Here is a 15,704-nt window from a genome sequence, read left to right on the forward strand (position 1 = left end):
CCACCGGGACGGCCGTTCGCGGCCGTCCCCGTCCCACCGAACCACCCCCTTCTTGACTGAGAAAGCGAGCACTACGACAGCCATGGCTGAGGCTCAGAACACTCCGGTGGGCTCCACCACCGCCGGCTCCATCGCGGTCGCCGCCGAGTCGACCGTCGCCACCCGCATGAGCGCACCCCCGTCCTTCGACGTCGCGGACTTCCCCGTCCCGCACGGCCGTGAGGAGGAGTGGCGCTTCACGCCGCTGGAGCGCCTGCGCGGACTGCACGACGGCACCGCCGTCGCCACCGGCAGTGGCGTGAAGGTCGCCATCGAGGCCCCCGAGGGTGTCACCGTCGAGACCGTCGGCCGGGACGACTCCCGGCTCGGCAAGGCCGGCACCCCCGTGGACCGGGTCGCCGCCCAGGCGTACAGCTCCTTCGAGCAGGCCTCGGTCGTCACGGTCGCCAAGGAGGCCGTGCTCACCGAGCCGATCCGGATCGCCGTGCACGGCGAGGGCGGTACCGCCTTCGGCCACCAGCTCATCGAGCTGGGCGCCTTCGCCGAGGCCGTCGTCGTCATCGACCACACCGGTGACGCGGTGCTCGCCGCCAACGTCGACTACGTCCTCGGTGACGGCGCCAAGCTGACCGTCGTCTCCGTCCAGGACTGGGACGACACGGCCGTCCACGTCGGCCAGCACAACGCGCTGGTCGGCCGGGACGCCTCCTTCAAGTCGATCGTCGTCACCTTCGGCGGCGACGTCGTGCGCCTGCACCCCCGGGTGGCCTACGCGGCCACCGGCGGCGAGGCGGAGCTCTTCGGTCTGTACTTCACCGACAAGGGCCAGCACCAGGAGCACCGCCTCCTGGTCGACCACAACACCCCGCACTGCAAGTCCAACGCGGTGTACAAGGGCGCCCTCCAGGGCGACGGCGCACACGCCGTCTGGATCGGCGACGTCCTCATCCAGGCCGCGGCCGAGGGCACCGACACCTACGAGATGAACCGGAACCTCGTCCTCACCGACGGCGCCCGGGTCGACTCCGTGCCCAACCTGGAGATCGAGACCGGCGAGATCGTCGGCGCCGGCCACGCCTCGGCGACCGGCCGCTTCGACGACGAGCAGCTCTTCTACCTCCAGTCCCGCGGCATCCCGGCCGAGGAGGCCCGCCGCCTGGTCGTGCGCGGCTTCTTCGCCGAGCTGGTCCAGCAGATCGGCCTGCCGGACGTCGAGGAGCGGCTCATCGAGAAGATCGAGGCCGAGCTGAAGGCGTCCGTCTGATGTCCTTCGTCAAAGCCTGTGCGCTGAGTGAGCTGGAGGACGACACCCCCAAGCGGGTGGAGCTCGACGGCACACCCGTCTCCGTCGTCCGCACCGAGGGCGAGGTGTTCGCGATCAACGACATCTGCTCGCACGCGAACGTCTCCCTCTCGGAGGGCGAGGTGGAGGACTGCGCGATCGAGTGCTGGCTGCACGGATCCGCGTTCGACCTCCGCACCGGCAAGCCGTCCGGCCTTCCCGCGACGCGCCCCGTCCCCGTATACCCCGTAAAGATCGAAGGGGACGATGTGCTCGTCTCCGTCACCCAGGAGTCCTGAGTCACCCATGGCAACGCTTGAAATCCGCGACCTGCACGTCACCGTCGAGGCCGACAACGCCACGAAGGAGATCCTCAAGGGCGTCGACCTGACCGTGAAGCAGGGCGAGACCCACGCCATCATGGGCCCCAACGGGTCCGGCAAGTCCACCCTCGCGTACTCGCTCGCGGGTCACCCCAAGTACACGATCACCGGGGGCACGGTCACCCTGGACGGCGAGGACGTCCTGGAGATGTCCGTCGACGAGCGGGCCCGCGCCGGCCTGTTCCTCGCCATGCAGTACCCGGTCGAGATCCCCGGCGTCTCGGTCTCCAACTTCCTGCGCACCTCCGCCACCGCCATCCGCGGCGAGGCCCCCAAGCTCCGGACGTGGGTCAAGGAGGTCAAGGAGACGATGGCCGAGCTCCAGATGGACCCGGCCTTCGCCGAGCGCAACGTCAACGAGGGCTTCTCCGGCGGTGAGAAGAAGCGCCACGAGATCCTTCAGCTGGAGCTCCTCAAGCCGAAGATCGCCGTCCTGGACGAGACCGACTCCGGCCTGGACGTCGACGCGCTCAAGACCGTCTCCGAGGGCGTCAACCGGGTCCGCGCGACCGGTGAGGTCGGCACCCTGCTGATCACCCACTACACCCGCATCCTCAAGTACATCCAGCCCGACTTCGTGCACGTCTTCGCCAATGGCCGGATCGCGGCCTCCGGCGGTGCCGAGCTGGCCGACCAGCTGGAGAACGAGGGCTACGAGGCCTACACGAAGGGTGGCGCTTCCGCGTGACTGACGCCCGACAGGGGCTCTCCGGCCTCCTCGACACCGAGGCGATCCGCAAGGACTTCCCGCTCCTGGACCGCACGGTCCACGACGGCAAGAAGGTCGTGTACCTGGACTCCGCGGCGACCTCGCAGAAGCCGCGCCAGGTCCTCGACGCGCTGAACGCGTACTACGAGCGCCACAACGCGAACGTGCACCGCGGCGTCTACACGATCGCCGAGGAGGCCACCGCGCTGTACGAGGGCGCCCGCGACAAGGTCGCCGCCTTCATCAACGCACCCAGCCGTGACGAGGTGATCTTCACGAAGAACGCCTCGGAGTCGCTGAACCTCGTGGCGAACATGCTCGGCTGGGCGGACGAGCCCTATCGGGTGGACCGCGACACGGAGATCGTCACCACGGAGATGGAGCACCACTCCAACATCGTGCCGTGGCAGCTGCTCGCGCAGCGCACCGGCGCGAAGCTGAAGTGGTTCGGCATCACCGACGACGGCCGGCTCGACCTGTCCAACATCGACGAGATCATCACCGAGAAGACGAAGATCGTCTCCTTCACGCTGGTCTCCAACATCCTGGGCACGGTCAACCCGGTCGAGCAGATCATCCGCCGCGCCCAGCAGGTCGGCGCGCTGGTCTGCATCGACGCCTCGCAGGCGGCCCCGCACATGGTGCTCGACGTGCAGGCGCTCCAGGCGGACTTCGTGGCCTTCACCGGCCACAAGATGGTCGGCCCGACCGGCATCGGCGTGCTGTGGGGACGGCAGGAGCTCCTGGAGGACCTGCCTCCGTTCCTCGGCGGCGGCGAGATGATCGAGACCGTGTCGATGCACTCGTCGACGTACGCCCCCGCTCCGCACAAGTTCGAGGCCGGTACGCCCCCGATCGCCCAGGCCGTCGGCCTCGGCGCGGCCGTGGACTACCTCACCTCGATCGGCATGGAGCGGATCCACCAGCACGAGAAGGCGATCACGGAGTACGCGCTGAAGCGCCTCCTGGAAGTCCCCGACCTGCGGATCATCGGTCCGACGACGGCCGAGGACCGCGGTGCGGCGATCTCCTTCACGCTCGGCGACATCCACCCGCACGACGTGGGCCAGGTCCTCGACGAGCAGGGCGTCGCCGTCCGGGTCGGGCACCACTGCGCCCGCCCGGTCTGCCTGCGGTACGGAATTCCCGCGACGACGCGAGCGTCGTTCTATCTGTACTCCACGCCCGCCGAGGTCGACGCCCTGGTGGACGGCCTGGAGCACGTACGGAACTTCTTCGGCTGAGGGCGTAACGGTGAAGCTTGATTCCATGTACCAGGAAGTGATCCTGGACCACTACAAGCACCCCCACGGGCGTGGCCTGCGGGAGGGCGACGCCGAGGTGCACCACGTCAACCCGACGTGCGGCGACGAGATCACGCTCCGCGTGAAGTACGACGGCGAGACCATCGCCGACGTGAGCTACGAGGGCCAGGGCTGCTCCATCAGCCAGGCCTCCGCCTCCGTGCTGAACGAGCTGCTCGTCGGCAAGGAGCTGTCCCAGGCGCAGAAGATCCAGGATGCCTTCCTGGAGCTGATGCAGTCCAAGGGCCAGCTGGAGCCGGACGACGCGATGGAGGAGGTGCTGGAGGACGCCGTCGCGTTCGCCGGCGTCTCCAAGTACCCCGCCCGGGTCAAGTGCGCGCTGCTGAGCTGGATGGCGTGGAAGGACGCGACGGCCAAGGCGCTGTCCGAAGGGAAGACCGCATGAGCGACAACGAGACCGCGACCATGAAGCCGGCCTCCGAGGAGGAGGTCCGCGAGGCGCTGTACGACGTCGTCGACCCCGAGCTGGGCATCGACGTCGTCAACCTGGGCCTGATCTACGGCATCCACGTCGACGACGCCAACATCGCCACCCTCGACATGACCCTGACGTCTGCGGCCTGCCCGCTGACCGACGTCATCGAGGACCAGGCGAAGTCCGCCACGGACGGCATCGTCAACGAGCTCCGGATCAACTGGGTCTGGATGCCGCCGTGGGGCCCGGACAAGATCACCGACGACGGACGCGAGCAGCTCCGCGCGCTGGGGTTCAACGTCTGACACGCTCGCGCAAGAGCGAAGAACGGCCATGCCCGCCAGTCACACTGGCGGGCATGGCCGTTTCCCTGTACCAGATCACCGTCGACTCCCACGACCTGCCGCGCATGGCCCGCTTCTGGAGTGCGGTGCTGGACTGGCAGGTGGTCTTCGACCACGAGGAGGAGATCATCATCGGCGCGCACCCGGCCGCGCTGCCGGGCATGTGCTTCGTCCCCGTGCCGGAGGGGAAGACCGCCAAGAACCGGCTGCACATCGATCTGACCCCGGACGACCAGGACGCCGAGGTGACGCGGATCCTTGATCTCGGCGCCCGGCGGGCGGACGTCGGGCAGGGGCCGGACGCCACCTTCGTGGTGATGGCCGACCCCGAGGGCAACGAGTTCTGTGTGCTGCGCCCCAAGCGGACCCTGCTGGACTGAGCCCGCCCCGGGCACCGCGTCAGACGTGGGCGGGCGGCGGCGGGCCGTACTGCTCGGGCAGCGTCGATCCCGCCGCCTCGGCCAGGACCGGGCCCAGGTTCTCCGTACGCATGCGGAGGTCGACGTAGAGCAGGCCGGTCACCAGCGGCGGGAGGACCATCGTGATGAGCTGGGAGATCATCTGGCTGAGGAGCGACAGCAGCATCACACTGGCGAGCATGGCGATGATCGCCCCGTCGCTCGGGTCGGCACCACTCTCCGCGGGGTCGAACAGGCCGGGCAGCATGCCGCTCATCTGGAACGGCATCTGGATCATGAAGCCGATCGTGGCCGCGAGACCGAAGCCGAGCAGCGTGATGCCGAAGACCCGCCACCACGTGCCGCGTACGAGCTGGGCCGAGCGTCGCAGGGCCGCCACCGGGCGCTGGTTCTCGAAGACCACAATGGTCGGGGCCAGGGAGAACCGCACCCACAGCCACATCGCCACCGGAGCGATGAGCAGCCCGACGAGGGCGCCGATCAACGCGAACGGCATCGCACCGTCCTCGTCGCCGAGCGAGGCCGTGTAGACCGCCAGCCCGGCGAAGGCGGCCATGAGGGGCACCATCGGGACGAGCATGATCAGCCCGGTCAGGAACACCGCGCCGATGATCGACCAGACCCGCGACCACGCCCGCTTCCAGACCTCCCCGAAGCGGATCGGGCGACCCAGGACGGCTTCCTGGAGGACGACGGGGGCCGCCGCCTGCATCATGGCCGACGCCAGCAGGTAGACGATCATGCCGATGACCATCAGCACACCGAACGCCACGCCCAGCGGGACCAGTTGTGCCGAGGTCGGTGACCCCGGGGAGTCGGACGTCAGTTCGTCCCACTGGCTCGCGACGGCGGAGGCGGCCACCACCAGCGCGACGATCATCACGAGCGTCGCCGCGCCGAACAGCGTCAGCGCCATGCCGATCAGCGGCTTCCAGTACCGGCCGAGCGTCGTGAAGGCGCCGCTGAGCATGTCCGAGACCCTCAGCGGCGCCAGGGGTATCACCCCCGGCTTGGGCGGTGCGGCCCATCCGCCCCGCCAGCCGCCGCCCGGTCCCTGCGCGCCCCCGTGGAAGGGCCCCCCACCGTGAGGTGCGCCCCCGTACGGGCCGCCGCCCCACCCTGCATCCTGCGCCACTGCTTCTCCGTCATGTCGTCGGCCCGGGTGCCGGGCCGTGTGTTCGGTCGGCACACCGTAGCGCCCCCGGCGCGGGCCGATGATATGTACGGCCGTACGCAACGTTGGGTACAGTCGTACACATGGGATACGCATACGGACTGCTCGCCGGCGCCATCGCGGCGGAGGTGGCCGGGACGACGGCCATGAAGTACAGCGAGGGCTTCACCCGGCTCTGGCCCTCGATCGGCACCGTGGTGGGCTACCTGATCGCCTTCACCCTGCTCGCCCAGACCCTCAAGACCCTCTCCGTGGGCACCGCGTACGCCATCTGGGCCGGCGTCGGCACCGCGGCCGTCGCCCTCATCGGGATTCTGTTCCTCGGGGAGTCCAGCAGCCTGGTCAAGATCACGGGCATCGTCCTGATCGTCGCCGGAGTCGTCGTCCTCAACCTGGGAGGGGCCCACTGATGGCCCGGCGGTACGACCCCGAGCGGCGGACGCGTATCGTCGACGCGGCGCTGACCGTGATCGCCGCCGACGGGATAGCCGGGCTCAGTCATCGCACCGTGGCCGCCGAGGCCGATGTGCCGCTCGGCTCGACCACCTACCACTTCGCCTCGCTCGACGAACTCCTCGTCGCCGCCCTGCGCCGCTGCAACGAGAACTTCGTCCAGGCGCTGCGCTCCAGCGGCCTCTTCACCGAGGAGGGATTCGACGAACGGGGGGCGCCGGAGGCGGACCTCGCGGAGGAGCTGACCCGGCTGCTCGACCGGTGGTTCGCGGGCGAACGCGGAGCGATCGAGCTGGAGTACGAGCTGTATCTCGCGGCCCTGCGCCGCCCCGCGCTGCGTCCCGTGGCCGCCGAGTGGACCGAGGAGGCCGTCGGGCTGCTGTCCCGGCGCACCGATCCGGAGACCGCGCGGGCCCTCGTCGCGCTGATGGACGGCCTCTGCCTCCAGGTCCTGCTGGCCGGGGGCACGTTCGACGCGTCGTACACCCGCGTGATGCTGGAGCGGATCGTCGCGGGCGGCGCGGCCTGAGCCGCGGTCCCGCCCTCCCCGGACCGGCCCGGATCCACTCTGCGGGCGGCGACGCCTGACCTGGAGTGAGGCCCTCGGTCAGCCCTCCCCGCGGCGCACCGCTTCCAGCGCCTCCCGCACGCTCGCCTCGATGTCCGTGATCGGGTACAGCACCTCGCGGATCGTTCGCTCCCGGTCCACCACCAGCGTCAGCCGCTTGAGCCTGCTCACGCCCGCCGCTCGGAACGTCGGCAACCGCAGCGCCGCCGTCAGGGCCAGGTCCGCGTCCGAGAGCAGCGGGAAGCGCAGCCCCTCCTTCTCCGCGAACGCGCGCTGCTCGTCCGGGCGCTGCACGGACACGCCGTGCACCGTCGTGCCCGCCGCCGTGAACTCGGCCAACTGGTCGCGGTACGCGCACGATTCGAGGGTGCAGCCGCTCGCCCCCGGGATCCCCGCCCAGCCCGGCGGATAGGCGTCGCGGGTGGCGTAGGCGCTCGGGAAGCAGTACAGGACGGTGTACGGGGTGTCGGCGACCGGGTCGCGGAGCCGGCCGTCGTTCCCCGGCAGCAGCAGCTCCGGCAGCCGCGTCCCTTTGAGTGCCCGCACCCGGGCCGCCTCCCGCGAGGCCTCCGTCGTCGTCGCCATCGTCTCCCCTTCCCCCAGTACCCACGTGTCGCCCCAGTCCTGGAGCGCGATCAGCACGGGCAGCAGGGCCCGGCCGCGCGGGGTGAGGCGGTACTCGTACCGGGCCGGGCGGTCCTGGTACGGCTCCCGCGTCAGCACGCCGGCGTCGACCAGCAGGCGCAGCCGCTCGGTCAACACCTTGCGCGAGACGCCCAACTCCTGCTGGAGCGCGTCGAACCGGTGTACTCCGCGCGCGGTGTCCCGCACGATCAGCAGCGTCCACCAGTCGCCCACGACGTCGAGCGCCTGGGCGATCGAGCAGTCGGCGTCGGCAAGGCTGGTGCGCTGAGGCATGTCGTTCCTCCGGTGGTGGCCGCCGTCCGCCCCGCCCCGCTCGGGGTCCTTTTCGGTTGACCCCGATGGAATCATGCTGCCATAGTCCGTTCCCATAAGGAACTCACTGTGGTGTGCGGGAGCCGTCAGGAGTCGTACGGAGGGGGCGGGGGATGGGCATGGTGCGCGGGGTGCCGAGGACGGTACGGCTGCTGGCGCTCGGGGCGTTCCTCAACGCCGTCGTCAGCTTCACCTTCGTCTATCTCTTCGTGTACCTCGTCGGGCCGCGCGGTCTGAGCGTCACCCAGGCGGGAGTGATCAGCGGCGTCGGTGGCATCGGCCTGGTCGCGGGGAACTTCACCGGTGGCTGGTTCGGCGACCGCTTCGGCCACCGCCGCGCCCTGCTGACCGGCGCCTGCGCGAGCGGCGCGGCCCTCGTCGTCCTGCCCCTCCTGCCGGTCGCCGCCCTGTACGCGGTGCTCCCGGTCGCCCAGTACGCGGCGGGCGTCGTCCGCGCCGCCAACGCCGCCCTCGTCGCGGTCTCCGTACCCGAGGGCGGAAGCCGCCGCCAGAGCTTCGCCCTCTTCCGGTTCGCCGCCAACGGCGGCTTCGCCATCGGCCCGCCGCTCGGCGCGCTGGTCGCCACCCGCTTCTCGTACGACTGGCTCTTCGTCGCCGACGGCCTCGGCACCCTGCTCTTCGCGCTCTACGCCGGCCGGATCCTGCCCGCCCGCGGCAGCGCCCAGGCCGTGCGCTCCCACGACCCGGACGCGCCGGGCCTCTGGCGCGAACTGCGGGCCCGGCCCGCCGTCCTGGTGCTGCTCGCCGCGATCGTGGTCGTCGACGTCGTCTACCGGCAGCAGTACTCGACCCTGCCGGTCTTCCTCGCCGACCACGGGCACACCACCCAGCTCTACGGCTGGCTGCTCGCCATCAACGGCGGCGTCATCCTCTGCCTCGAACTGCCCGCGGCCCACGCCCTGCGCCGCCGCACCCCGCTCGGCCTCGTCGGTGCCGGACTCCTGCTCGTCGGAGTCGGCTACGCCGTCCTGATCCCCGGCGCGGGCGTCCTCTTCACCGTCACCATGATGCTCTCCCTGACCCTCGGCGAGATCCTCTACAAGACCCCGGCCACCGCCTACGTCGCGGACCAGGCGCCGGGCCACGCCCAGGGCCGTTTCCAGAGCCTGTACGCCGGTGCGTCGATCAGTGGGCAGGTGCTCGCCCCGCCACTCGGTGCCGCTCTGTACGCGGCGGCCCCCGCTCTCCTCTGGCCGCTGTCCGCCCTGCTCGCGGCGGCCGCCGGGGCAGCGGTGCTGGCGGCGCGGCGGCTGCCCGGGCCAGGGGAGCGGGCACGGGTGGAGGGAAAGGGGCCGCACGCTGAGACCGGTTCGCCCGAGCGGGCCCCGGCCGGTTAGGTTGCTGTTCATGACCGACACGACTTCCCAGGGTTCTGCCCGCACCACCGGCGCCGTCGCCGCCGGCCTCGCCACCGTCGCCGGTGACGGCACCGTCCTCGACACCTGGTTTCCCGCCCCCGAGCTGACCTCCGACCCCGGCCCGGCCGGTACGCAGCGGCTCACCCCGGACGAGGCCGCGGGCCGGCTCGGCGAGGGCGCCGCCAAGGCGATCGGTGTGGACGCCCGGCGCGGCGTCGAAATCGTCGCCGTGTCCACGGTCATCTCCTCGCTCGACGACAAGCCGCTCGACGCGCACGACGCCTACCTGCGCCTGCACCTGCTCTCGCACCGGCTCGTCCAGCCGCACGGTCAGAACCTCGACGGCCTCTTCGGGCTGCTCGCCAACGTCGCCTGGACCTCGCTCGGCCCGGTCGCCGTCGACGACCTGGAGCGCGTGCGGCTCAACGCCCGCGCCGAGGGCCTGCACCTCCAGGTCACCTCGGTCGACAAGTTCCCGCGCATGACGGACTACGTCGCCCCCCAGGGTGTCCGCATCGCCGACGCCGACCGCGTCCGGCTCGGCGCGCACCTCGCCGCCGGGACCACCGTCATGCACGAGGGCTTCGTCAACTTCAACGCGGGCACCCTCGGCACCTCCATGGTCGAGGGCCGGATCTCCGCGGGCGTCGTCGTCGGCGACGGCTCCGACATCGGCGGCGGCGCGTCCACCATGGGCACCCTCTCCGGCGGCGGCAAGGAGCGCATCATCATCGGTGAGCGCTGCCTGGTCGGCGCGGAGGCGGGCGTCGGCATCGCGCTCGGCGACGAGTGCGTCGTCGAGGCCGGTCTGTACGTCACCGCCGGTACGCGCGTCACGCTGCCGGACGGTCAGGTCGTCAAGGCCCGCGAGCTGTCCGGTGCCTCGAACATCCTCTTCCGCCGCAACTCGGTCACCGGCACCGTCGAGGCCCGCCCGAACAACGCGGTCTGGGGCGGCCTGAACGAGGTCCTGCACGCCCACAACTGACCCGTCTCGCCTGATTCAGGCCGCGAGGAGCTCCTCGTACGCCTTCCGCAGCCCGTCGGCCGCCTCGCGCCCGGCGGGCTGCAGCGGTTCCCGGACCGGGCCGGCGTCCAGGAGCGCCTTCGCCGTGACGGTCCCCGGCAGCCCGCTCGCCATCATCAGCTCGACGAGCCGGGCCGTGAGCCCGTTGAGGCGGGCCGCCTCGTCGGTGCGGCCCGCGTCGAACGCGTCCAGCGGTGCCCGCATCTGACGCGGGGCCACGTTCGCGACCGTACTGACGTAGCCCGCGCCGCCCACCGCGTACAGCGGAAGGTTCAGCTCCTCGCTGCCCGAGTAGTACGCCGGCGAGGTACGGGCCAGCACCTTCGTCGCGCCGAGCAGGTCGCACGAGCAGTCCTTCACCGCCACCACCCGCGGGTGCTCCGCCAGCCGCAGCAGGGTCTCCGGCTCGATCCGGACGCCGGTGCGGCCGGGGATGTCGTACAGCATCAGCGGCAGACCGGTGGACTCGGCCACCCGCAGGAAGTACGCCTCGACGGCGGCCTGCGGCGGGCGGCTGTAGTACGGGCTCACCACCAGCAGCCCGTCCGCGCCCGCCTCCTCGGCCTGCCGGGCCAGGCGCAGGGTGGTCGCGGTGTCCGGGCCCCCGACGCCGGAGAGCAGCGGCACCCCGTCGCCGACCTCGGCCCGGACGGTGCGCAGCAGGGCGGACTTCTCGGCGTCCGTCGTGGTGGGGGACTCGCCGGTGGTGCCGCTGAGGACGATCCCGTCGCATCCCTCGGCCACCAGACGCGCGGCGTGCGCGCGGGCGGCGTCCACATCCAGGGCCCCGGCGGCGGTGAAGGGCGTGATCATGGCGCAGAGTGCGCGGCCGAAGGGGCGCGGTGCGGTGGCGGTCATGGGGGAAGTCTCGGCGCCCGGAACCGTAAAGGTCCACTTAGATCTCCTTGTGGTGAACGGCAAGCGATGCTGAAGAGTGCGGCGCCCGCCGCCGTTCCTCTGACAAGATCGAGCGGGCGGACGACCGGCCGCGGCGAGGGGTGGGCGACATGAACGAGCGCGTACGGGTACGGAGACGGGTCCGGGTGGCCCTGCTGACGGCCACGCTGACGGCACTGACCGGCTGCTCCGGCTTCCTCGTCCCGGCCGGAGAGGGCGAACGGCAGGACCCCGTCCCGTCCGCCTCCGCGTCCGGGCCCGGCATCGTCCGCGCCGAGACGCTGCCCCCGATCCCCGCGCCGGGGGCCGACGCGCCCGCCTACGGCGCCCCCGCGCAGACCGGCCCGACCTCCGCCCCGCCCGGGACGTGCCCCTCCTCCGGGGTCGTGGTGGACATGGGCCCGGTGGAGACCGGAATGATGCACCGGGCCGTCGTGCTCACCCTCACCAACTGCGGCCGCAAGCCCTACGCCGTCGACGGCTACCCCTGGGTCCAGGCCCTCGGTGAGGACGGCAACCCGCTCCCCGTCAAGGTCAACAAGGACGGCTCGTACTTCGGCAACGACCCCGGCCCCAAGAAGCTCCTCCTCGACCCCGGCCTCACCGTGAAGTCGATCCTCGCCTGGGTCTCCACACCCGAGGGCGGCGACCTCATCGAGGGTGACGCCCTGGCCATCTCCGCCGCCCCAGGCCTCCCGGTGAGGGTCTTCCCGCTGGAGGGCCACGACATCCGGCTGATGGACGAACTCAACACGACGGCCTGGCGGACGGAACTCGGCGGCTGATGCCGGGGGCGCGGGAACGGCCTTGACCTCAACCGAGGTCGAGGTGTGAACGTGGTGCTCACGCGCACCGAGCGGTGCGCGCGAGAGGGGAACACCGTCATGACCACGCACTTCACCGACCGCCCCGACCCGGCCCGGTCCGATGCCGGGATCGCCAAGGCCAGCACCTGGAACGTCGGGACACCGCAGCGGCAGCAGGAGGCCGTCGACGCGATCCGGGAGGTCTGGGGGAGCCGGGAATGGCCGCATCCGGGGCTGCTCTCCTACAGCGTTCACGCCGGAGAGGACGGCGCGACCCTGCTGCACTACTCGCAGTGGACCGGCGAACAGGCCTTCCAGGACTTCGTACGGGAGGGGCGTGACGCCCGCAACGCCGAGATCGACGCGGCCGTCCCCGGCATCGAACGCCTCGCGCTGCACACGTACGAGCTGTACCGCTCCGGGCCGCGGGCCGAGGGCGACACCCGGGACACCGGCTGCGTCGTCATCGTCGACGTCGAGTTCGACGGCCCCGACCCGGCGCGCCAACGCGACTGGGTGGACAGCGTGTTCGAGGCGCTCGGCCAGGAGGAGAGCCTGCCCTCCGGCGGCATCGCCGCGCACTTCCATGTCGGCACCGACGGCACCCGGGTCCTCAACTACGCCGAGTGGGAGAGCGCCGAGCACCACATCGCGGCTCTCGCCGCACCAGGTGAGGGCATCGGATCCCCGTCCCCGCTCTGGGAACGCGTCCAGAAGTACCCGGGCATGACCGGCGGCGGTGTGCACCGCTACACGCCCGCGCTCAGCATGGAGCCGGGCGGGGGCGCCTGAGGGGAGGGCAAGCGGCCGAAGCCGTGGGCGGCATGCGGCGAAATGCGTCTAGGCTTGGGCGGCTGAACCGCGTACGCACTCCGTATGCCCCCGAGCACGCACCGAGGAGAACCCCCGATGTCCGCAGAGCGCCCCTCCCTGCCGCCGGTGCGGCTCAACTCCGAGGCCGAACTGGCACGGGACGCGCTCGCCGCTCCGCTGTTCGTCCGGGCCGTCAGGCTCGCCCGGTGGGCAGGTCCCGACACCCGGGTCGGCGCGGGCGGCGAACTCGTCGAGGCGCAACTGCCCGCGGCCGCCGAGCACCTCGGGCTCGCGGCCGACGAGGACGGTGCCGCGTACGCCAGCGAGGCCTGGCGGCTCGCCGTGGACACCGGCCTCCTCGACGTCACCGACCCCGAGGAGGAGGGCGCCGAGGGGACCGTCTCCGCGGGCGAGAACCTGGCCCTGCTCACCGGCGGCTCCCCGCAGGACGTCCTGTCCATCTGGCTCGACGGCCTGGACGCCGTGCACGCCGACGCCACCGCACCCGTCCTGGACGACTTCGCGGACCTGGTCGGCGAGGACGGCTCGATCGACTTCGACGCCCTGGACTGGGACCCGGATGCCGAGGCCGAATTCCTCGACGGAGTTCTCGGCAACCTCTACCTCCTCACCCTCGCGGACAACGGCGCGGGTGAAGGACCGGTCCCGCTGCCCGCCCTCGCCGCGTCGATGATCGTCCCCGACGACATGGGGGAGCCCACCGACGACATCCTGGAGCAGGTCTCGGAGGCGATGATGCGCCTCGACGACCAGTTCCGGCTCCTCGAACCCATCGGGATCGTCGAGTACCGGCCGGTCGACGAGGCGCTGATGGTCGAGGAGGGCGAGGCGCCGGTCGACACCGTCGGGGGCGACGAGGACGACGTCACCCGCTACGGCATGGTCAAGCTCACCCCCCTCGGGCTGTACGGCGTCCGGGCCCGGATGCTGGAGGCCGGGGTGGACGCCCCCGCCGTCGGCGACCTCGCGGACAAGGGCGCCGACGCCCTCCTCGACGGCATCGCCCACTACCCCGAGTCCGCCGCCCGCGCCGAGGTCAAGCTCTGGCTCGCGGGGTACGCCGACGGCGCGGTGTCGGCGGCGGCCGAGCTGCTGGCCGCCGCGCGCGGCGCGGACGAGGGCGGACCGCTGCGCCGCCTCCACTGCCAGCAGGCCCTCGCCCTGGCCGGCCCCGAGGGGGAACCCGCCGTACGCGCGGTGCTCGACGACCAGGAACTGGGCGGCCTGGCCCGCGTCTGGCTCGCGGAGCGCGGCGCCGCCGACGTTCCCGCCCCGCCGGAGGACATGATCTTCTGGCTGGCCATCGACACCATCGCCGCCCACCTGGACGCGGACGGCGAGCTGGACGAGCTCCAGGGCCTGATCGAGGGCCTCTCCGCCCAGCACAGCGGCTTCTTCGACGAGGTCTGGCGCGTCGACCACCCGGCCACCGCCGATGTGCTGGAGGCCATGGGCCGCCTGCACAGCGACAAGAAGGCCGCCAAGGACGCCCGCAAGGCGGCGTTCAAGGCCCGGTCGCGCGCGGGGCACTGAGGGGAGATCGGTCCCGGGGCGCTCGGGCCGCCGGCGCTGCCCCTGCGAAGCTGCTGAGCGCTGCTCCTGCCAAGCGGATGTCCGTGGTCGAAACGCCACACGTTCGGGGTGCTTTTCCGGTGCCCCGATCCGCGTGATTCTGCCGCTGGAGCCTGGGGAAAGCGCTGACCGGCCCCGGTCGGCGCGGGTCACGAATGCGGTACGTCTGGGCGTCGAGCGGCAGACGGGCATGGCGTCGGGCCTTCACAGGGCGCATACTCGACTTGATGAAACAGTCAGCCGGTTCCCGGCGTCACCTGCCGTCCAGTCCCTTCAACCGCCCGGCCCAGGAGGCCCCACCGGTCGAAAGCTTCGATGTGGGCGACAGGGTGTCGCACGACCAGTTCGGACTCGGCAGAATTCTTGCTGTCGAGGGCGACAACGACGCGGTCCTCATCGACTTCTCGGGGCGACAGGGAAGGATCCTGAGCCCCTACTCCAAGCTGACCAAGCTCTGAAACGCCCACCTCACTCCGGATCCGGGGCACCTGAACCGCGCCGGTTCAGGTGCCCCGGATGCGTCTAGAGCGCCTTTGCGGCGGGCTTCACCATGCCGCGCACGGTGCGAGACTTCACGAACTCGCCCATCGCGGTCATCTCCCACTCACCGGTGAACTGCTTGATGAGCTTGGCCATCATCACCCCGGTCTGCGGCTCGGCGCCGGTGAGGTCGAAGCGGACCAGCTCCTCGCCGGAGGCGTCGTCGATCAGCCGGCAGTAGGCCTTGGCGACCTCGTTGAACTTCTGGCCGGTGAACGAGTTCACCGTGAAGACCAGGCCCGTCGCATCGGCGGGGATCCGGCCCAGGTCCACGACGATCGTCTCGTCGTCGCCCGCGCCCTCACCGGTGAGGTTGTCGCCGGAGTGCTTGATCGCCCCGTTCAGGATGGTCAGCTTGCCGAAGTAGCAGCTGTCCAGGTGGTTGCGGTTGGGGCCGTAGGCGATCACCGACGCGTCCAGGTCGATGTCCTTGCCGCGGAACGCGGGCTCCCAGCCCAGGCCCATCCGGACCCGCGAGAGCAGCGGTGCGCCGCCCTTCACGAGGGACACGGTCTGGTTCTTCTGGAGGTTGACCCGGCCCTTGTCCAGGTTGATCTTGCCGGAGCCCGCGGCGGGCGCCGGCGGGAGCAACCTGGACAAGGGCCGGGTCAACCTCCAGA

The 15,704-nt window shown here is 71.3% G+C and carries 19 protein-coding genes; 15 read left to right on the forward strand and 4 right to left on the reverse strand.

The genetic code is table 11. From position 1 onward, the window contains the following. The first annotated feature begins 82 nt into the window (after window positions 1-82). The 7 genes from sufD to D3105_RS03305 are packed head-to-tail and all read left to right on the forward strand — an operon-like array spanning window position 83 to window position 4,838. Entirely contained in the window at window positions 83-1,264 is a 1,182-nt protein-coding gene (gene sufD / locus D3105_RS03275) for a Fe-S cluster assembly protein SufD (protein WP_029182346.1), read from the forward strand. Beyond that, window positions 1,264-1,581, forward strand: a complete 318-nt coding sequence (locus tag D3105_RS03280) for a bifunctional 3-phenylpropionate/cinnamic acid dioxygenase ferredoxin subunit (protein WP_010061308.1) — start codon at window positions 1,264-1,266, stop codon at window positions 1,579-1,581. Before sufD ends, D3105_RS03280 begins: the two co-directional genes overlap by 1 nt. Window positions 1,582-1,588: 7 nt before the next feature. Further along, the gene (gene sufC, locus D3105_RS03285; protein ID WP_010061309.1) at window positions 1,589-2,353 is read left to right on the forward strand and encodes a Fe-S cluster assembly ATPase SufC; all 765 of its coding nucleotides are present in this window, start codon (window positions 1,589-1,591) and stop codon (window positions 2,351-2,353) included. Continuing rightward, window positions 2,350-3,618, forward strand: coding sequence for a cysteine desulfurase (locus D3105_RS03290; protein WP_097875672.1), 1,269 nt, complete (start codon window positions 2,350-2,352; stop codon window positions 3,616-3,618). The genes sufC and D3105_RS03290 overlap by 4 nt, the downstream gene beginning before the upstream one ends. A gap of 10 nt (window positions 3,619-3,628) precedes the next feature. Then, window positions 3,629-4,084 carry a Fe-S cluster assembly sulfur transfer protein SufU gene (gene sufU, locus D3105_RS03295; RefSeq protein ID WP_118899796.1) on the forward strand — a complete coding sequence of 152 codons (456 nt, stop codon included), beginning with the start codon at window positions 3,629-3,631 and terminating at the stop codon, window positions 4,082-4,084. After that, window positions 4,081-4,419, forward strand: a complete 339-nt coding sequence (locus D3105_RS03300) for a metal-sulfur cluster assembly factor (RefSeq protein ID WP_003969897.1) — start codon at window positions 4,081-4,083, stop codon at window positions 4,417-4,419. Before sufU ends, D3105_RS03300 begins: the two co-directional genes overlap by 4 nt. Window positions 4,420-4,472: 53 nt before the next feature. After that, window positions 4,473-4,838, forward strand: a complete 366-nt coding sequence (locus tag D3105_RS03305; protein ID WP_118899798.1) for a VOC family protein — start codon at window positions 4,473-4,475, stop codon at window positions 4,836-4,838. Between the two features lie 19 nt (window positions 4,839-4,857). Here the strand turns inward: D3105_RS03305 and D3105_RS03310 are convergent, their stop codons facing one another. Further along, a complete protein-coding gene (locus D3105_RS03310; RefSeq protein ID WP_118899800.1) occupies window positions 4,858-5,847 on the reverse strand; it encodes a hypothetical protein in 990 nt (329 codons plus the stop codon). Window positions 5,848-6,134: 287 nt separating this feature from the next. On the opposite strand from D3105_RS03310, the gene D3105_RS03315 reads away from it, so the two are divergent. After that, window positions 6,135-6,461: a DMT family transporter gene (locus tag D3105_RS03315; RefSeq protein WP_118899802.1), complete on the forward strand. Its 327-nt coding sequence runs from the start codon at window positions 6,135-6,137 to the stop codon at window positions 6,459-6,461. After that, entirely contained in the window at window positions 6,461-7,033 is a 573-nt protein-coding gene (locus D3105_RS03320; protein WP_118899805.1) for a TetR/AcrR family transcriptional regulator, read from the forward strand. Before D3105_RS03315 ends, D3105_RS03320 begins: the two co-directional genes overlap by 1 nt. A gap of 78 nt (window positions 7,034-7,111) precedes the next feature. Here the strand turns inward: D3105_RS03320 and D3105_RS03325 are convergent, their stop codons facing one another. Then, on the reverse strand, window positions 7,112-7,990 hold the full coding sequence (locus tag D3105_RS03325; protein ID WP_118899807.1) for a winged helix-turn-helix transcriptional regulator: 879 nt from the start codon (window positions 7,988-7,990) through the stop codon (window positions 7,112-7,114). Between the two features lie 152 nt (window positions 7,991-8,142). Here D3105_RS03325 and D3105_RS03330 point away from each other — a divergent pair, with 152 nt between their 5' ends. Together D3105_RS03330 and dapD are read left to right on the forward strand one after the other, a co-directional pair. Next, window positions 8,143-9,387: an MFS transporter gene (locus D3105_RS03330; RefSeq protein ID WP_118899809.1), complete on the forward strand. Its 1,245-nt coding sequence runs from the start codon at window positions 8,143-8,145 to the stop codon at window positions 9,385-9,387. 10 nt (window positions 9,388-9,397) lie between these two features. Further along, entirely contained in the window at window positions 9,398-10,396 is a 999-nt protein-coding gene (gene dapD / locus D3105_RS03335; protein ID WP_118899817.1) for a 2,3,4,5-tetrahydropyridine-2,6-dicarboxylate N-succinyltransferase, read from the forward strand. 15 nt (window positions 10,397-10,411) lie between these two features. Here the strand turns inward: dapD and dapA are convergent, their stop codons facing one another. Further along, window positions 10,412-11,293, reverse strand: coding sequence for a 4-hydroxy-tetrahydrodipicolinate synthase (gene dapA, locus D3105_RS03340; RefSeq protein ID WP_118899811.1), 882 nt, complete (start codon window positions 11,291-11,293; stop codon window positions 10,412-10,414). Window positions 11,294-11,442: 149 nt separating this feature from the next. On the opposite strand from dapA, the gene D3105_RS03345 reads away from it, so the two are divergent. The 4 genes from D3105_RS03345 (at window position 11,443) to D3105_RS34325 (ending at window position 15,002) form a co-directional block, all read left to right on the forward strand. Further along, window positions 11,443-12,117, forward strand: coding sequence for a DUF4232 domain-containing protein (locus tag D3105_RS03345; RefSeq protein ID WP_118899819.1), 675 nt, complete (start codon window positions 11,443-11,445; stop codon window positions 12,115-12,117). Between the two features lie 99 nt (window positions 12,118-12,216). Then, complete coding sequence (locus D3105_RS03350; protein ID WP_118899821.1) at window positions 12,217-12,930, forward strand: antibiotic biosynthesis monooxygenase; 714 nt, start codon at window positions 12,217-12,219, stop codon at window positions 12,928-12,930. A gap of 117 nt (window positions 12,931-13,047) precedes the next feature. Beyond that, window positions 13,048-14,505: a hypothetical protein gene (locus tag D3105_RS03355; protein ID WP_118899813.1), complete on the forward strand. Its 1,458-nt coding sequence runs from the start codon at window positions 13,048-13,050 to the stop codon at window positions 14,503-14,505. Between the two features lie 266 nt (window positions 14,506-14,771). Then, window positions 14,772-15,002, forward strand: coding sequence for a hypothetical protein (locus D3105_RS34325; protein ID WP_123947561.1), 231 nt, complete (start codon window positions 14,772-14,774; stop codon window positions 15,000-15,002). Between the two features lie 64 nt (window positions 15,003-15,066). Here D3105_RS34325 and D3105_RS03360 read toward each other — a convergent pair. Next, the coding region (locus D3105_RS03360; RefSeq protein WP_133305673.1) for a TerD family protein at window positions 15,067-15,704 on the reverse strand (638 nt) is incomplete at its 5' end.

The organism is Streptomyces globisporus (assembly GCF_003501885.1).
Taxonomy (GTDB): Bacteria; Actinomycetota; Actinomycetes; order Streptomycetales; family Streptomycetaceae; genus Streptomyces; species Streptomyces globisporus_D.

What these genes read in the sequence shown, in the direction of transcription:
- sufD (WP_029182346.1), top strand. Translation starts at nt 83, where the DNA reads ATGGCTGAGGCTCAGAACACTCCGGTGGGCTCCACCACCGCCGGCTCC.
- D3105_RS03280 (WP_010061308.1), top strand. Translation starts at nt 1,264, where the DNA reads ATGTCCTTCGTCAAAGCCTGTGCGCTGAGTGAGCTGGAGGACGACACC.
- sufC (WP_010061309.1), top strand. Translation starts at nt 1,589, where the DNA reads ATGGCAACGCTTGAAATCCGCGACCTGCACGTCACCGTCGAGGCCGAC.
- D3105_RS03300 (WP_003969897.1), top strand. Translation starts at nt 4,081, where the DNA reads ATGAGCGACAACGAGACCGCGACCATGAAGCCGGCCTCCGAGGAGGAG.
- D3105_RS03305 (WP_118899798.1), top strand. Translation starts at nt 4,473, where the DNA reads ATGGCCGTTTCCCTGTACCAGATCACCGTCGACTCCCACGACCTGCCG.
- D3105_RS03310 (WP_118899800.1), bottom strand. Translation starts at nt 5,847, where the DNA reads ATGCTCAGCGGCGCCTTCACGACGCTCGGCCGGTACTGGAAGCCGCTG.
- D3105_RS03315 (WP_118899802.1), top strand. Translation starts at nt 6,135, where the DNA reads ATGGGATACGCATACGGACTGCTCGCCGGCGCCATCGCGGCGGAGGTG.
- D3105_RS03320 (WP_118899805.1), top strand. Translation starts at nt 6,461, where the DNA reads ATGGCCCGGCGGTACGACCCCGAGCGGCGGACGCGTATCGTCGACGCG.
- D3105_RS03325 (WP_118899807.1), bottom strand. Translation starts at nt 7,990, where the DNA reads ATGCCTCAGCGCACCAGCCTTGCCGACGCCGACTGCTCGATCGCCCAG.
- D3105_RS03330 (WP_118899809.1), top strand. Translation starts at nt 8,143, where the DNA reads ATGGGCATGGTGCGCGGGGTGCCGAGGACGGTACGGCTGCTGGCGCTC.
- dapD (WP_118899817.1), top strand. Translation starts at nt 9,398, where the DNA reads ATGACCGACACGACTTCCCAGGGTTCTGCCCGCACCACCGGCGCCGTC.
- dapA (WP_118899811.1), bottom strand. Translation starts at nt 11,293, where the DNA reads ATGACCGCCACCGCACCGCGCCCCTTCGGCCGCGCACTCTGCGCCATG.
- D3105_RS03345 (WP_118899819.1), top strand. Translation starts at nt 11,443, where the DNA reads ATGAACGAGCGCGTACGGGTACGGAGACGGGTCCGGGTGGCCCTGCTG.
- D3105_RS03350 (WP_118899821.1), top strand. Translation starts at nt 12,217, where the DNA reads ATGACCACGCACTTCACCGACCGCCCCGACCCGGCCCGGTCCGATGCC.
- D3105_RS03355 (WP_118899813.1), top strand. Translation starts at nt 13,048, where the DNA reads ATGTCCGCAGAGCGCCCCTCCCTGCCGCCGGTGCGGCTCAACTCCGAG.
- D3105_RS34325 (WP_123947561.1), top strand. Translation starts at nt 14,772, where the DNA reads ATGAAACAGTCAGCCGGTTCCCGGCGTCACCTGCCGTCCAGTCCCTTC.